This window comes from Streptomyces sp. S.PB5 (assembly GCF_030403745.1).
Lineage (GTDB): Bacteria > Actinomycetota > Actinomycetes > Streptomycetales > Streptomycetaceae > Streptomyces.
In genome coordinates, this window is sequence record NZ_JAQMWP010000002.1 from 621,118 (window position 1) to 635,628 (window position 14,511).

The 14,511-nt window shown below is 70.8% G+C and carries 11 protein-coding genes; 3 read left to right on the forward strand and 8 right to left on the reverse strand.

The window, feature by feature from the left end; translation table 11 throughout:
- Positions 1-17: 17 nt before the first annotated feature.
- The 5 genes from PH203_RS07575 to PH203_RS07595 form a co-directional block, all read right to left on the reverse strand.
- Positions 18-905 carry a carbohydrate ABC transporter permease gene (locus PH203_RS07575; protein ID WP_289917764.1) on the reverse strand — a complete coding sequence of 296 codons (888 nt, stop codon included), beginning with the start codon at positions 903-905 and terminating at the stop codon, positions 18-20.
- Complete coding sequence (locus PH203_RS07580) at positions 902-1,867, reverse strand: sugar ABC transporter permease (protein ID WP_289917765.1); 966 nt, start codon at positions 1,865-1,867, stop codon at positions 902-904. Before PH203_RS07580 ends, PH203_RS07575 begins: the two co-directional genes overlap by 4 nt.
- Before the next feature lie 20 nt (positions 1,868-1,887).
- Entirely contained in the window at positions 1,888-3,147 is a 1,260-nt protein-coding gene (locus PH203_RS07585) for a sugar ABC transporter substrate-binding protein (protein WP_289917767.1), read from the reverse strand.
- A 218-nt stretch (positions 3,148-3,365) separates the two neighbouring features.
- Complete coding sequence (locus tag PH203_RS07590) at positions 3,366-4,643, reverse strand: ROK family transcriptional regulator (RefSeq protein ID WP_289917768.1); 1,278 nt, start codon at positions 4,641-4,643, stop codon at positions 3,366-3,368.
- A gap of 113 nt (positions 4,644-4,756) precedes the next feature.
- Positions 4,757-6,010: an FAD-binding protein gene (locus tag PH203_RS07595; RefSeq protein WP_289917770.1), complete on the reverse strand. Its 1,254-nt coding sequence runs from the start codon at positions 6,008-6,010 to the stop codon at positions 4,757-4,759.
- 119 nt (positions 6,011-6,129) lie between these two features.
- Here PH203_RS07595 and PH203_RS07600 point away from each other — a divergent pair, with 119 nt between their 5' ends.
- The 3 genes from PH203_RS07600 (at position 6,130) to PH203_RS07610 (ending at position 10,363) form a co-directional block, all read left to right on the forward strand.
- Positions 6,130-7,137, forward strand: a complete 1,008-nt coding sequence (locus PH203_RS07600; RefSeq protein ID WP_289917772.1) for a hydroxyacid dehydrogenase — start codon at positions 6,130-6,132, stop codon at positions 7,135-7,137.
- A 154-nt stretch (positions 7,138-7,291) separates the two neighbouring features.
- Positions 7,292-8,611 carry a radical SAM protein gene (locus tag PH203_RS07605; protein ID WP_289917774.1) on the forward strand — a complete coding sequence of 440 codons (1,320 nt, stop codon included), beginning with the start codon at positions 7,292-7,294 and terminating at the stop codon, positions 8,609-8,611.
- Positions 8,612-8,887: 276 nt separating this feature from the next.
- Positions 8,888-10,363: a cellulose-binding domain-containing protein gene (locus PH203_RS07610; protein ID WP_289917776.1), complete on the forward strand. Its 1,476-nt coding sequence runs from the start codon at positions 8,888-8,890 to the stop codon at positions 10,361-10,363.
- On the opposite strand, the gene PH203_RS07615 is transcribed toward PH203_RS07610, so the two are convergent.
- The 3 genes from PH203_RS07615 to PH203_RS07625 all read right to left on the reverse strand — a co-directional run bounded on the left by PH203_RS07615 (position 10,329) and on the right by PH203_RS07625 (position 14,432).
- Positions 10,329-10,835 carry an ATP-binding protein gene (locus PH203_RS07615; protein WP_289917777.1) on the reverse strand — a complete coding sequence of 169 codons (507 nt, stop codon included), beginning with the start codon at positions 10,833-10,835 and terminating at the stop codon, positions 10,329-10,331. The two genes, PH203_RS07610 and PH203_RS07615, sit on opposite strands and share 35 nt — an antisense overlap.
- 109 nt (positions 10,836-10,944) lie before the next feature.
- Entirely contained in the window at positions 10,945-11,901 is a 957-nt protein-coding gene (locus tag PH203_RS07620; RefSeq protein WP_289917780.1) for an MEDS domain-containing protein, read from the reverse strand.
- Positions 11,898-14,432, reverse strand: a complete 2,535-nt coding sequence (locus PH203_RS07625) for a LuxR C-terminal-related transcriptional regulator (protein WP_289917782.1) — start codon at positions 14,430-14,432, stop codon at positions 11,898-11,900. Before PH203_RS07625 ends, PH203_RS07620 begins: the two co-directional genes overlap by 4 nt.
- Between the last annotated feature and the right edge of the window lie 79 nt (positions 14,433-14,511).

Consider the following 14,511-nt stretch of genomic DNA (forward strand, 5'->3'; position numbering starts at 1 on the left):
CGTCGTTCGGATCGGGGTCAGCCCTTGATGCCGGTCTGCGCGATCCCTTGCACCAGCCAGCGCTGGAGGAAGAGAAAGACGAACACCAGGGGAAGGATGGAGATGGCCGTGGCCATGAATATCAGGTGGTAGTTGACGGTCTGGTTGGTGGCGTACGACGAGAGCGCCACCTGGACCGTCCACGCGCTGGGGTCCTGGCCGATGACCAGGGGCCACAGGAAGGCGTTCCAGCCCGCGATGAACGTGATCGTGGCGATCGCCGCGAAGAAGTTCAGCGAGTTGGGTACCACGACCCGCCAGTACGCACCCCAGTAGCTGAGTCCGTCCACGCGCGCCGCCTCCTCCAGCTCCTTGGGGAACCCCAGGAAGTACTGCCGGAACAGGAAGCAGGTGAAACCACTGAACAGGCCCGGAATGATCAGACCGCGGTAGGTGTCCACCCAGCCGAGCGACGAGACCAGCACGAAGCTCGGCACGAAGGTCACGGCCGTGGGCACCATCAGGGTGGCGAGGACCGCGTAGAAGACCTTGTTGGCGTGCTTGTAGGGGATGCGGGCGAGGCCGTAGCCGGCCAGCGAGCAGATCAGCAGGATGCCCGTGGTGTGCAGGACGGCGACGACGAGGGAGTTCCACATGGAGCGCGCGAAGTCGACGGTGACGTCGTCGAACGGCTCCTTGATGTTGCTCCACTGGATGTCGGTGGGGAACCACTTCCATTCCTCGCCCGTGATCTCCGGGTCCGTCATGAAGGCGTTGCGCACGATCAGATAGAACGGGATCAGGAAGAGGAGGGCGGCGATGCCGGTCGCGATGTACAGACCGGTGCTGCCCATGACGCCGCCGAGCCGCCGGGACTTCGCCGGCTTCGCGGGCGCGCTCTTGAGGTCGGGTGCCGTGGTGGTCACTGGGACTCCTCACCCCTTCCGAAGCCCATGATCCTGCCCTGGAGCAGGGTGACGAGGCAGATGAGCGCGGTCAGGACCAGCGCACCCGCGCTGCCGGCGCCGTAGTTCTGGTTCTCACCCAGGGCCATCTTGTACAGCTCGACCAGCGGCGGCATGCCCCAGGTGGCCTTGCCCAGCAGGATGAAGAACTCGTCGAAGGCCTGGTAGGCGGCGATGAGCAGCAGCAGGATCACCGCGGTCGACGTCGCGCGCAGCTGGGGCAGCGTGATGTACCGGAAGGTCTGCCAGCCCGGCTTGGCGCCGTCGATGGCGGCGGCCTCGTAGAGCTCGCGCGGGATGTTCTGGAGCGCGGCGAGGAAGAGGATCATGTAGAAGCCGGACTGCAGCCAGAGCCGGACGGTCACGATGACCAGCCAGTACCACGGTGGGTCGGGGTTGCCGAGCCAGGCGATGTTCTCGACCCCGAACCAGCCGATGACCGTATTGGCCAGGCCGAAGCGGACTCCGTTGAAGATGGACATCTTCCAGATCAGCGCGGCGGCCGCGTAGCTGACCGCGGTCGGCAGGAAGAAGACCGACCGGAAGAACGCCTGCATGAACCGCAGCCGGTTCACCAGGAGCGCGAGCCCGAGGGACATGGCCCAGGTGGTCGGCACGATGAAGGCGGCGAACACGGTGAACGTGACCAGGGAGTTCCTGAAGTCCGTGTCCGAGAGGATCGTCCTGTAGTTCTCCAGCCCGACGAACTCGCTCGGGGTGACCGTGAACCGGGCCTCGAAGAAGCTCAGATAGAGGCTCCAGCCGATCGGCACGAAGACGAAGACGATCAGGCCGATGAGGAACGGCCCGGTGAAGAGCCAGAAGTTGAAGGTGCTGCTCGCCCTGAGGCCCCGCCGCGGCCGGTCCCCCGAGACCTTGGCCGGGGCGGGGGAGGCGACCCCGCGTGTGGTGGTGGTCGACATGTCGAGATCCGTCCGCCGGCCTATCCGAAGAGCTTCTTGAGCTCGGCGTCGACCTTCTTCTCGGCCGTGGCGAGCTGGGACTTGGGGTCGGCGTTCTTACGCACCGAGTTCGCCACCACGTCGTTGACGGCGGAGATCATCGCCTGGGTCCAGCCGATGTTGTCGAAGTGGCCGAACTCGTTGAAGAGCTTCACGCCCTCGGCGGGCAGGCCGGTCTTGAGCTTGGTGGCGGACTCGGCGATCGAGGTGCGCGGCGGGATGTGGAAGCCGTAGGAGGTCGCCCAGTCCTCCTGGTACTGCTTCTGGTCGATCCACAGCCACTTCACGTACTCCTTGGCCGCCTCGACGTTCTTGCTCTTGGCGTTGACGAACATCGACCAGCCGCCGTTGTAGACGGACTCCTTGCCGGCGGAGCCGACCTTCGGGAAGGGGAAGATGCCGATGTCGTCGCCGAGCGCCTCGATCATCGCGGGCATGGCCCACATGCCGCACCACTGGATCGCGGTCAGGCCCTGGGTGAAGGCGGAGGGGTCCCACCAGTCGGTGGGGGCGTCCAGGAGCAGGTCGCCGCTGGTGAACAGGGTGCGCAGCTGCTTGAAGCCCTCGGCCACCTCGTCGGTGTTGAAGGCGGGCTTGTTGTCCGCGGTGAGGGTGTCGGCGCCGGCCGACCAGATCAGCGGACTCTGCACCGTGGTGAGGTCGTTGCCGAGGTAGGCGCCCTTGACCTTGCTGGTCTTGAGCTTTGCGGCGGCCTCGATCAGCTCCTCCAGGGTCTGCGGGACCTCGACCTTGGCCTTCTCGAACATCGAGGGCCGGTAGAAGAAGAACTGCGGGTCGTCGATCATCCGGACGCCGTATATCTTCCCGTCGACCGTGTGCGACGTGATGTCGGCCTGGTTGAAGTCGCTCTTGACCGGCTCGATGATGTCGGTCAGGTCGGCCACCTGACCGCTCTTGACGAGCTGGATCTGCGGGTGGAACTCGAAGACGTCGGGCGCGTTCTTGGTGAGCAGCGCGGCGAACAGCTTCTGCTCGAAGTTGTTGCCGGTGATCCACTGCGTGGTGATGTTGGCGTCCTTGTAGGCCTTCGCGTACCGCTTGATGGCCTGCTCGGTGCCCGCCTCGCCGTACGCGTGGAAGTACTGGACGAGCGTGTCCCCCGAACCGCTGCCGCGGCCGGTGTTGCCGCCGCACGCGGCGAGGGTGCCGGCGGCGGCCATGCCCGCGGCGGCGCGGAAGAGGGATCGACGGGACCAGTTGTTGTTGCTCAATGCCGACATGCTGACGTCCTTGTCTCGAGTACGGCTGCGGCTCTGTTGCCCGGTGGCCTGAAGCGGCTCAGCGCCAGGTGGCTCAAATGGAGTTGCGGTGCGGGACGTTAACCTTCTGCTAAGGCTTCGGCAAGGGGTTGGACGAAGTCTGCTCGAAGCGTTGTGGGGTGTTCGGAATACCGGACGCCACGGGTCGCGGAAGCCCGCACCGGCGACCCGCGACCGGCCTACGGTTGCTGCGAGTTGCTGCGGTTCAGCACGTGCGGCTCCTGGCGAGGTGCCCTGACGGGGGTGGTGCGTTTCTTCGGCGACCTCTGCCCGACCGACTGCAGTGCCCCTTCCAGCGCGAACGTCGCCGCGCCCAGGCACACCGGGTCCGTCGGGATCGGGGAGAGGACGATCTCGGTGGCGGCCATCGGCCGGGGCAGCGCGTGCCGGGCGACGGCCTCGCGCACCTCCGCGACCAGCAACTCGCCGAGGGCGGCCGCGACCCAGCTGCTGAGCACGACCACCTCGGGGTTGAACAGATTGACCAGGTTGGCGATCCCGGCCCCGAGGTAACGGACGGTGTCCCGCAGCGCACCGGCCGCCACCGGGTCGCCGCGGCGCAGCCCGTCGGCCAGCGCGGCGATCGTGGCGGTCTGGTCGTCCGGGTGCAGCAGCGGACTGTCGGGGCTCAGCTCCCGCAGATTCAGCATGATCCCGGACGCGCCGACGTACGCCTCGACGCAGCCGTGCTTGCCGCAGCGGCACTCCCGGCCGTCCAGCACGATCGTGGTGTGGCCCCACTCGCCGGCGCTGTTGCTGACGCCGCGGTGCAGCCCGCCGCCCAGGACGAGCCCGGCGCCCACTCCGGTGCCGAGGTTGACCACCACGGCGTTGCCGCGTCCCCGCGCGGCCCCGAACCACAGCTCGGCCACGGCGGAGGCGCGCAGCGGGTTGTCCAGGTACAGCGGGTAGGCGATGTGTTCGGTGAGCAGGTCGAGCAACGGCACGTCGTGCCAGTCCCAGTTGGGCGCGTACTCGGAGAAGCCGGTGTCCCGGTCCACCTGGCCCGGCACGCTCACCCCGACCCCGAGGACGCGGGCGCCCTCGACGCCGGCCTGCGCGACCACCTGGCCGACCACGGCGGCGACATGTCCGACGACCTGCTCGGGCAGGCTCTCGCCGGGGCGGACGTCCTCCTCGGCGCGGGCCAGCACGTTCAGCGCGAGGTCGAACAGCTCGACATGGACGTAGGTCTCCGCGATGTCGACCCCGATCAACGCGCCCCCCGACGCGTTGACCGCGACAAGTCCCCGGGGGCGGCCGCCCGCCGAGTCCTCGAACCCGACCTCCGTGATCATCCGGAGGTCGAGCAGCTCGCCGACGAGCGTGGCGACCGTCGCCAGGCTGAGCCCGGTGGCGGCCGCAAGCTCCTGCCGGGAGGTGGGCGACGCGGCGATGATCTGGCGCAGCACCTCGTAGCGGTTCGCGGTGCGGATGTCACGTGAGGTGCGCTTCACCGGGTTCGCCCATCCCTTCGGCTCGTGCCGGGACGACAGCGGCACCGGCGCGGCGCAAGGCTATGACCCGCCGGGGACTTTCGACAAGGGGTTAGGAAAGGGGCTTTATAAAGTCAGTCGGTGAGCACGTCCCGGACGAAGGCGTTGGCGAATTCTGCCTCAGGGTCCAGAGCGCCCGCCAGCGCCCGGAAGTCGTCCAGCCGGGGATACCGGTCGCGCAGGACCGCGCCCGGCGTGGTGAAGACCTTCCCCCAGTGCGGCCGCGGCCCGAAGCCGTCGAGCGCCTCCTCCAGCCGCCGCACCACCGGCAGCACCGCCGCCGTGTCCTCGATCCAGGTGAAGTGCAGCGCCACCGTGTCCCGCCCGTAGGACGGGCTGAGCCACTGCTCGTCGGCGGCGACCGTCCGCACCTCGCAGGTCTGCAGCACACCGGCGACCGTCTCCCGGATACCGTCGATCGCATACAACGCGTCGACGGCATGCTCCCGCGGCAGCAGATACTCCGACTGCAGCTCCGCCCCGCTGCTCGGCGTGAACTCCGCCCGGAAGTGCGGCAGCCGCTCGTGCCAGGGACCCGGCACCCCGAACTGCTCGGTGCAGTTCACCGCCGGCATCCCCGGCACCGGGTGCAGCTTCTCGGTGGCGGGCGCGGCCCACGGGAAGTCGCCGAACGGCTGATCCGTCCGCCGCTTCACCCACACCTGCCTGAAGCCCGGCTCCCGCCAGTCGGTGAACAGGCTCACGCTGTACGCCGCCGACATGACCGCCTCGAACGACGCCAAGTCCATCCCGTCCAGCGGCAGTTCGGTGAAGACCCGCTGCTCGACCTCGTAGGCCGGCTCCAGGTCCAGGGTGAGCGCGGTGACGACGCCCAGCGCGCCGAGCGAGGTCACCGCGCCCCCGAACCGCTTCTCCCCGCGCCCGATCGTCACCGTCGACCCGTCGGCGAGGACCAGTTCGACCTCCCGCACCGCCGCGCCCAGCGGGCCGTTGCCCACGCCCGAGCCGTGCGTCCCCGTCGCGACCGACCCGGCCACCGAGATGTGCGGCAACGAGGCCATGTTGGGCAGCGCGAGGCCGCGCGCGTGCACGGCGCGGGCCAGTTCCGCGTACCGGACGCCGCCGGAGACCCGTACCGTACGGGCCCCGGTGTCCACGTCGAGCACCGGCGGCAGGCCGGCGATCGAGACCAGCGTCCCGTCGGTGCCCGGCTCGGCGATCTCGTTGAACGAGTGGCCGCTGCCCAGTACCCGCACCTTCACGCTGTCGGCCACGAGTGCCCGGAGCGCGTCGAGCGAGCTCGGCCGGTGCAGTTCCTTGGCGGCGTAGGTGATGTTGCCGGCCCAGTTGGTGACCGTCTCCGTCATCCCTGTCGTCCCTTCGGCAAGGTGTCTTTCCGTTGACCCTCTCATCCGTCGACACCTACCGTAGAGAGCGGTTTCTATCGCTTTTCCTCGACCGACTCGACCGACCGGGGGTCACCGCCTTGCCCGAGCGTCCGCAGGCGCTGTTCGCCATGACCGCCGCCAACCTCCCGCATGTCTTCCCGCCGGAGGTGCTGGCCCGGCTGCGCAAGGCGGTGGACATCGACCCGGACCTGGTGGCCGAGGACTTCACCGCCCCGGGAGTGCGCGAGGCCCTCGCCCGCACCGAGATCCTGGTGACCGGCTGGGGCTGCCCCCGCATCGACACGGCCGTCCTCGACGCGGCCCCGGCGCTCCGCGCGGTCCTGCACTCCGCCGGCTCGGTCAAGGGCTTCGCCACGCCCGAACTCTTCAGCCGCGGCATCGCCGTCTCCTCGGCCGCCGACGTCAATGCGGGTCCCGTCGCCGAGTACACCCTCGCCATGATCCTGCTCGCCGGGAAGGACGTCTTCGTCGCCCGCGAGACCCTGCGCGGCTCGCGCGCCCACCCCGGCTGGGGCATCGTCCCGGGCATCGGCAACCACGGCCGCCGGGTGGGCGTCGTCGGCGCGTCCAGGATCGGCCGCCGGGTGCTGGAACTGCTGCGCCCCTTCGACCTGCGGCCGGCCCTCACCGACCCCTACGTCTCCACCGCGCGGGCGGCCGAACTCGGCGTACCGCTCCTGGACCTCGACGACCTCCTGCGCAGCTCGGACATCGTCACGATCCACGCCCCCGAGACCCCGCAGACCCACCACCTCATCGGCCGCCGCGAGCTGTCCCTGATGCCCGACGGAGCCGTCCTGATCAACACCGCGCGCGGCGGCCTCGTCGACCACGACGCCCTCGTCGGCGAACTGCGCACCGGCCGCCTCAGCGCGATCCTCGACGTCACCGACCCCGAGCCGCTCCCCGCCGACTCACCCCTCCACGACCTGCCCAACGTGTTCATCACCCCGCACCTCGCGGGCTCGCAGGGCAACGAGCTCAGCCGCCTCGGCACGGCCGTGGCCGAGGAGGCTGAGCGCCTGGTGGCGGGCGGGGGAGTGCGGTTCCCGGTGGAGGCGGCGGCGCTGGAGCACGGGGCCTGACCGGGCGCGTACGCCCCCGATGCACACCGCAAGAGATATGACAAAACCCGTTTCCTGGCACATATCGCTCGGCGCGAGGGGACCCGGTACGCCCGATGGACCGGCGGGGGCATAACGTGAGGAGTCGAACGCCTGAGCCGGGAGGAGATTACGGATGGGCAGCCGTACCGCACTGGTCGAGGATCTGATGGAGCGATTCCCGCACGTACCGCGGGAAGCCGTCTTCAAAGAGGATCTGCTGCGTGGCGGGGTGGCCTTCGATCCGTCCGCGCTCAGCGACAACGAGGGGGGTGAGGTCAAGCCGAAGTCGTACTTCATCTTCTCCTTCGACCACGGCACCCTGCCCGAACTCGGCGAGGCCGCGCTGCGCCGGCCGCCGGAGGAGATCATCCTCACGGGCGGGCCGTACGACCTGCGCCGGACCGTCGTCTCCGTGCGCGTGAACCCGGCCTCGCCGTACCGCGTCGCCGCCGACGAGGAGGGCGTGCTCGGTCTCTACCTCGACGGCCGCCGCATCGCCGACGTCGGTGTCCCGCCGATGCCGGAGTACTACAAGCACAAACTCTCCAACGGCAAGTCCGTCATGGAGGTCGCCCCCACCATCCAGTGGGGCTATCTCATCTATCTGACCGTCTTCCGGGTCTGCCAGTACTTCGGCGCCAAGGAGGAGTGCCAGTACTGCGACATCAACCACAACTGGCGCCAGCACAAGGCCGCCGGGCGGCCGTACACCGGCGTCAAGGACGTCGACGAGGTCCTCGAAGCCCTCGACATCATCAACCGGTACGACACCCAGAAGGCGTCCACCGCCTACACGCTCACCGGCGGCGCGATCACCAAGACGGTCGGCGGCCGGGACGAGGCCGACTTCTACGGGCGGTACGCCAAGGCCATCGAGGAGCACTTCCCGGGGCGCTGGATCGGCAAGGTGGTCGCCCAGGCGCTGCCCAAGGACGACGTGCAGCGGTTCAAGGACTACGGCGTGCAGATCTACCACCCCAACTACGAGGTGTGGGACGAGTATCTGTTCAAGATGTACTGCCCCGGCAAGGAGCGGTACGTCGGCCGCGACGAGTGGCACAAGCGGATCCTCGACTCGGCGGACGTCTTCGGCGCCCGCAACGTGATCCCCAACTTCGTGGCCGGCGTGGAGATGGCGGAGCCCTTCGGCTTCAAGACGGTCGACGAGGCCATCGACTCCACCACCGAGGGCCTGCGCTTCTTCATGTCGCACGGCATCACGCCCCGCTTCACCACCTGGTGCCCCGAGCCGACCACCCCGCTCGGCAAGGCCAACCCGCAGGGCGCGCCGCTGGAGTACCACATCCGGCTGCTGCAGGCCTATCGCCAGACGATGGAGGACTTCGGCCTCTCCTCGCCCCCCGGATACGGCGAACCCGGCCCCGGCCGCGCCGTCTTCTCGGTGAGCTCCTTCATGGACAGCCTCCCAGCTCAGGAGCCGGTCGAGGTGTAGTCGAAGGTGTGGTCGCGGGAGTTCGCCGCGGAGTTCGCCACAATCGGACAGGGCCCGGGTCGAGACATCCGGGCCCTTTTCGCGTATCTCTTCAGGAGTAACAGACACAACAAAGGCAACACGTCGTGGGTGAGCCCGAACCGCGGGTAACCGAATCTGAAAGCTGAGCTTGTCAGTTGTGTGGAACACGTGAAAAGCTCGGGCGCTGCCGCGAGGTTCCCCACAACTCCGTTGCCAATAAGGTGAGTTGACCTCGCTCCCCGATGCAGGAGTCCGATGCCCGACCTGCCGACCCCGCATGACGCCACCGAGGCCGTACGGTTCTCGGAGTACTGGGACGCCGTGCTGTCCTACGCCGATCTGTGCACGGCCGGTTCCGCCGCGGCCACACAGCTCGCGACGGAGGCGTTCGCACTCGGTATGCGCGAGGCCCGCGCCGCCGACCCCGCAGCGGCCAGGGGCACGGGCCGGCGGCCGCCGCAGCTGCCCCTGATCCCCTTGCTGCTGACCGCCGTTCGCACCACGGCCGCCGCCTGGGAGGCCGGTGGCCAGGGACACCGGCTCGATCCCGATCTGCGCCTGTGGCTCAACTCGGAGAAGGCCGACCGCTACACCGGCCCGCCGCTGCAGCGCCCGCTCGCGCTGCGCGGCCTGCGCGACATGCAGGAGGCCGACGCGGATCTGCTGTGGCTGGCCGAGGTGGAGGCACTGCCGCTGTCCGTGGTCGCCCGCCGGCTCGGCCTCGACCCCACCAACGTCGCCGAGGAACTGAACCAGGTGCGCGGCCTGTTCAGGGACCGCAGCCACCGCAACCACCTCGACACGCCGATGGACGCGCAGTGCCGCAGCTACGCCCGCCTCCTCGACGCGGTCACCCGCTCCTCGGCCGGCGACACCCCCGGCGACCTCTCCCGGCACCTCGCCACCTGCGTCCAGTGCGCCGAGGCCGCCGCCTGTCTGCGGCTGCACGGCGGCGGACTGCCCGGCGCGCTCGCGGGCGGGGTGATCGGCTGGGGCGGCCTCGCCTATCTGGAACGCCGACGCAGGGCCGCGGAGGTACGGCTGGGCGCCGGCCGCCCGGCGGCGCTCGACGCGGCCCCGCCGCACCCCGGCACGGCGAAGGCGCGGGTCGTGCGCAACGGACTGCTCGTCACCGCCGTCCTCGTGTCCCTGCTGGCCCTGGGCGTCTCGATGATGCCCATGGACGGCGGCATGTCGGACGGCGCCGTGAGCCCCGGTGAGTCCGCCGACAGCCAGCCGGTGGCCGACCCCGGCTCCGTCCTGCCGTCCGCGACCACCCGGCCGTCGCCGTCCTCCTCGCCCACCCCGTCCGACAGCGGCAGCCCCGGCAGGCAGAACCCCGACCCGGAGCCCCAGGGCACCACCTCCTCCGCCGCCCGCGACGACGACAAGCCCGCTCCCCGCACCACCGACCCCGCCACCTGCGAGGTCAAGTACGACCTGGTCAACCAGTGGCCCGACGGCTTCCAGGCCACCGTCACCGTCACCACCGACGAGGCCCTCGACAGCTGGCGCGTCGCCTGGTCCTTCGACGACGGGCAGAAGGTCAGCCAGATGTGGGACGCGAGCTTCTCCCAGAAGGGCTCCCGGGTCACCGCCACCGCCGCCGAGTACAACAAGTCCGTCGGCGCGGGCGGCACCCTCGCCTTCGGCTTCCTCGCCTCCTGGCAGGGCACGAACTCCCCGGCGTACGACTTCACGCTGAACGGGCGCAGCTGCACCGTGAAGTGACCCGGCAGGGCACTTCGACCTTCAGCTCGAACCACACCTCCTTGGCGGCCGCACCCGCGACGCGCTCGCAGCCCCAGCGGTCGGCGAGCGCGTCGACGAGGAGCAGGCCGCGGCCGCCTTCCGCGTCCGTGTCGGTGTGCCTGTCCGTGTCCGTGTCTGCGTCTGTGCCGCTGGGGCGGTCGGGGCGGTCGGGCGGGAGGTCCGGGCCCTCGTCGGCCACGGCACAGCGCAGCAGGCCGGCCTCCGGGTCCAGGGTGAGGGTGAGCCGGTAGCGGCCGGGGGCGTGCCGGACCGCGTTGGTGGCGAGCTCGCTGACCAGCAGTTCGACGGTGTCGACGGGGTCCAGGAGGCCGTACTCCAGGAGCCAGGTGCGGACGACGGTCCTGGCCCGGCGGACCGAGGATCTCCCCGGGCCCAGAATCGTCGTACAACCGCCGCCCACGGGGTGGCCGCGCGGATGGTCGTTCGGCATCGTCGTTTCCCCTCGACCCTTCGGCTCGCCTCAACCATGCGTCGTACGGGACGCGGGGGTCTCGGGGGAAACTACGTGGATCCGCGTGTATCCGCGCGCTGTGTCGCCGTCAGCCGGTGGCCGTGAGCGCGGTCTCCATGCGGATGGTCCACCCTCCGCCGGTGGCGTGCTCGGACCTGAGGTCCACGAACTCGCAGATCTGCCGGGTGCGCCACAGTCCGTCCTCCGGGCGCGGCTCGGGGCCGGGCGGCCGGAAGCCGAGGAACGGGTCGGTGATGCGGCCGCGCGGGGTGCGCACTTCGCAGACGATGCGTTCGCGGGTCGACCACAGCAGCAGGTGCGCGCTGTCGAGGCCCTGGGCGGCGGCGTAGCCGGTGGCGCCGGAGACGGCCTCGCCGAAGCGGTCCGCCGGTTCCGGTGCCATGCCCCGGGACTTGGCCTGCTGCGCGGCGAAGCGGTGGGCGGCGGTCATGTCCCCGGCGAGGCCGAGCGCGAGCGCCTCCGGTGGCGGGGCGGGCAGCGGGGCGAGGTCCTGCGTGACGTAGACGGCGGGTTCGGTGAACTCGGGGGCGGTGTGCACGCCTTGCCGGTCCAGCTGCGTGGGGTGGGTGCGGCGGGCGGCGTCGATGACGGCCGGGGGTGCGATGCGGGTGTCGTACAGGCACATCGCGGTGAGCGGGTAGGGGGTGAACAGGTCGGTGACCAGGGCCTCGTAGCGGGTCCATTCGGCGGTCTGGCGTGCGGAGCGGCCGTCCCAGACGGGCTCACCCGTCATATGGATCCGGCCGGTGGGGCCCGCGTGCGCGGCGTAGTAGTCGAGGGCGACGGCGAGGCCGTTCGCCGGGGTGCCGCTGTACCACCGGGTGGATTCGCGGAGGTCGACGCGGCGGGCGTCGGGGCCCAGCGCGTCGCGCAGCAGGACCAGCTTGCGGGCGGGGACGACGGCCAGTGGGTCCGGTTCGTCCTCGGCGGCGATGCCCTCCCTGAGGAACGGCACCAGGACGGCGAGGAACTCCTCGTCACTGGAGTGGACGCCGACGTGGTGTCCTGCGGGTGTGCGGTTCATGTCTCTGCCTCCTGGGTTCGATGACCGTGGCCGGCGTCCTGGCGCCCGACGGCCCACAGGGCGACCTGGCTGCGGGAGGTCAGCCCCAGCTTGCTGAGGATCCGCTCCACATGGCCCTCCGCGGTGCGCCGGGCGACCACCAGCCGGTCGGCGATCTGCTGGTTCGTCAGTCCCTGGGCGATGAGTTCGGCGACCTCGGCCTCACGCCGGGTGAGCCGGATGTCGAGGCCGAGGCGGCGCGGTGTGGCCCGCTTGCCCAGCGCGTAGTCCGCGGCCTGGTCGAAGGAGAGCTCCAGGCCCTCGCGGTGGGCGCTGCCGAACCCGCCGTCGCCCAGCAGCTGACGGGCCCGTTCCTCGGCGGCGCGGCGTACCGGGCCGTGCGACTGGTTGCGGGTGGTGGTGGAGCGGGTGTGCCGCCAGATCCGGTCGGCCGCGCCCAGCAGTACGGCGGCGGGCCGCCCCTCGCCGTCCCCGGCGTGGACGGCGGCGAGCAGTTCCAGGGTCATCGCGATCCCGAGTACGTCGCCGACGACCCGCTTGAGCCGCAGACACTCCCGGGCGTGGGTCCTGGCCCGCGCCCGGTCGCCCTTGGACCACTCGGTGAAGGCGAGTATGCGCAGCAGATACGAGTGGACCCAGCGCTCGCCCGCGGCCAGACAGGTCTGCCGGAACTCCTCGCACAGGGCCGTGGCGCGGTCGTACTCGCCCTGGATGGTCAGGACGAAGGCCAGCTCGACGTGTTTGAACCCGACCAGGCTCATCAGCTCGTTCTCCCGCGGCGGCCGGGACAGCGCCTGTTCGTACACCTCCCGCGCCCGCTCGAAGTCACCGCGGATCAGGGCGGAGCCGCCCCGGGTGAGGAAGGTGTGTGCGGCCTCGGTGCCGTCCGCCAGGCGCAGGCTCAGTTCGTACGACTCCTCGGCGAGGGGCTCGGCCCGCGCGGCGTCGGCCTGCACCAGCAGCATCAGGGCGAGCCCCCACAGGGCCCGGGCGCGGGCGCGGGTCGGCTCGGGCGCGGCGGCGAGGAGCCGCTCGTACCAGTAGCGGCCCTCCACCCAGGTGCCGCAGGCGAACCAGAAGAACCACAGATGCCCGGCCAGCCGCAGCCCCGTCTGCGCCTCGCCCGGTGTGTCCAGACAGAACTCCAGCGCCGAGCGGACGGTGTCGAGCTCGGCGTGCAGCCGCCGGACCAGCTCCGGCTGGTCGGGGCCGAACCAGCGCCGCTCGCACTCCTCGGCGAAGCGCACACACCACTCCCGTACGCGCTGCCGGGCCGCGTCCTCCGCGCCCTCGCCCGTCTCGCGGAGCCGGTCCAGTCCGTACTGCCGGATCGACTCCAGCATCCGGTACCGGGCGTGCACCGCGTCGCCGTCCCGGACCAGCAGCGACTTGTCCACCAGCCCGGTGAGGGCGTCCACCAACTCGTCGCGGTCCAGATCGGGCCCGGCACAGACCTCCTCCACGGCGTCCACGTCGAAGGTCCCGGGGAAGACGGAGGCACGTGCCCACAGGGTCTGTTCCTGCGGGGTGCACAGCTCGTGACTCCAGTCGACGGCGGCGCGGAGGGTGCGGTGGCGGGGGAGGAGGTGGTCGGTTGCGGGGAGGCCCGGGGGGCGATCGCCGGGGTGGGACGGGGCTCGGTGCCGGGGGTGCTGCTGCTCGGTCCGGTCCTTGGCCCGGCCGCGGGGGTGCTGCCCGGCTCGGTCTCGCGCGTGAGCCCCGGCTCCGTCCGCTGCTCGGTCGCCGGATCGGCCCTCGGCTCGGTCCCCCGCGTGGCCCTCGGCTCGGTCGCCCGCTCGGTCCCTCCCCCGGTCCCCGGCTCGGTCGTCGTCTCCGTCCTCGGCGAGGAGCCGGTAGCGGCGGTCGAGGCGTTCCAGCAGTTGCCGTATGCCCAGCACCCGCAGCCGCGCGGCCGCCAGCTCGATCGCGAGGGGCAGCCCGTCGAGCCGGCGGCACAGCGCGGCCACCGCGTCCTGGTTGTCCGCGGTGAGCGCGAACCCCGGCAGCACGGCCGCGGCCCGGTCGGCGAACAGGGCGAGCGCCGGATACTCCAGAGCGGCGTTCGCCGGGAGTCGCTCTCCCGGCGAGGGAGTCGCCAGCGGCTGCACCTCCAGGACGTGCTCACTGTCCACGGCCAGCCGATGCCGGCTGGTGGCCAGCACACGCAGGCGCGCGCTCTCCGCGAGGAGGGTCGCGGTGAGTTCCGCGCAGGCGTCGGCGAGGTGTTCGCAGTTGTCGAGTACGAGGAGCAGCTCGCGGTCGCGGACATGGTCGACCAGTGCCTGAAGGGGCGAACGCCCCGACGCGTCAAGGATGTTCAGCGCCTCGATCACCGCCAGCGGCACCAGCGAGGCGTCCCGCACCCCGACCAGCTGCACGACATGTGCCCCGTCGCCGAAGGCCCTCGCCAGCCCCGGCACGGCATGCAGCGCCAGCCGCGTCTTGCCGACCCCGCCCACCCCGGTCAGCGTCACCAGCCGATGCCCGGCCGACAACCGCTTGACCTCGGCGACTTCCTGCCGCCGTCCCACGAGACCCGGCGCCCTCAGCGGCTGGTCGGCGTATCCCCGCGTCGCGGATGCTTGCAGAATCGGAACCCGCCTCCGAACG

Excerpts from the sequence above, each read along its gene's own strand:
- PH203_RS07595 (WP_289917770.1), bottom strand. The coding sequence starts at position 6,010 with ATGACGGAGACGGTCACCAACTGGGCCGGCAACATCACCTACGCCGCC.
- PH203_RS07610 (WP_289917776.1), top strand. The coding sequence starts at position 8,888 with ATGCCCGACCTGCCGACCCCGCATGACGCCACCGAGGCCGTACGGTTC.
- PH203_RS07615 (WP_289917777.1), bottom strand. The coding sequence starts at position 10,835 with ATGCCGAACGACCATCCGCGCGGCCACCCCGTGGGCGGCGGTTGTACG.
- PH203_RS07585 (WP_289917767.1), bottom strand. The coding sequence starts at position 3,147 with ATGTCGGCATTGAGCAACAACAACTGGTCCCGTCGATCCCTCTTCCGC.
- PH203_RS07580 (WP_289917765.1), bottom strand. The coding sequence starts at position 1,867 with ATGTCGACCACCACCACACGCGGGGTCGCCTCCCCCGCCCCGGCCAAG.
- PH203_RS07605 (WP_289917774.1), top strand. The coding sequence starts at position 7,292 with ATGGGCAGCCGTACCGCACTGGTCGAGGATCTGATGGAGCGATTCCCG.
- PH203_RS07620 (WP_289917780.1), bottom strand. The coding sequence starts at position 11,901 with ATGAACCGCACACCCGCAGGACACCACGTCGGCGTCCACTCCAGTGAC.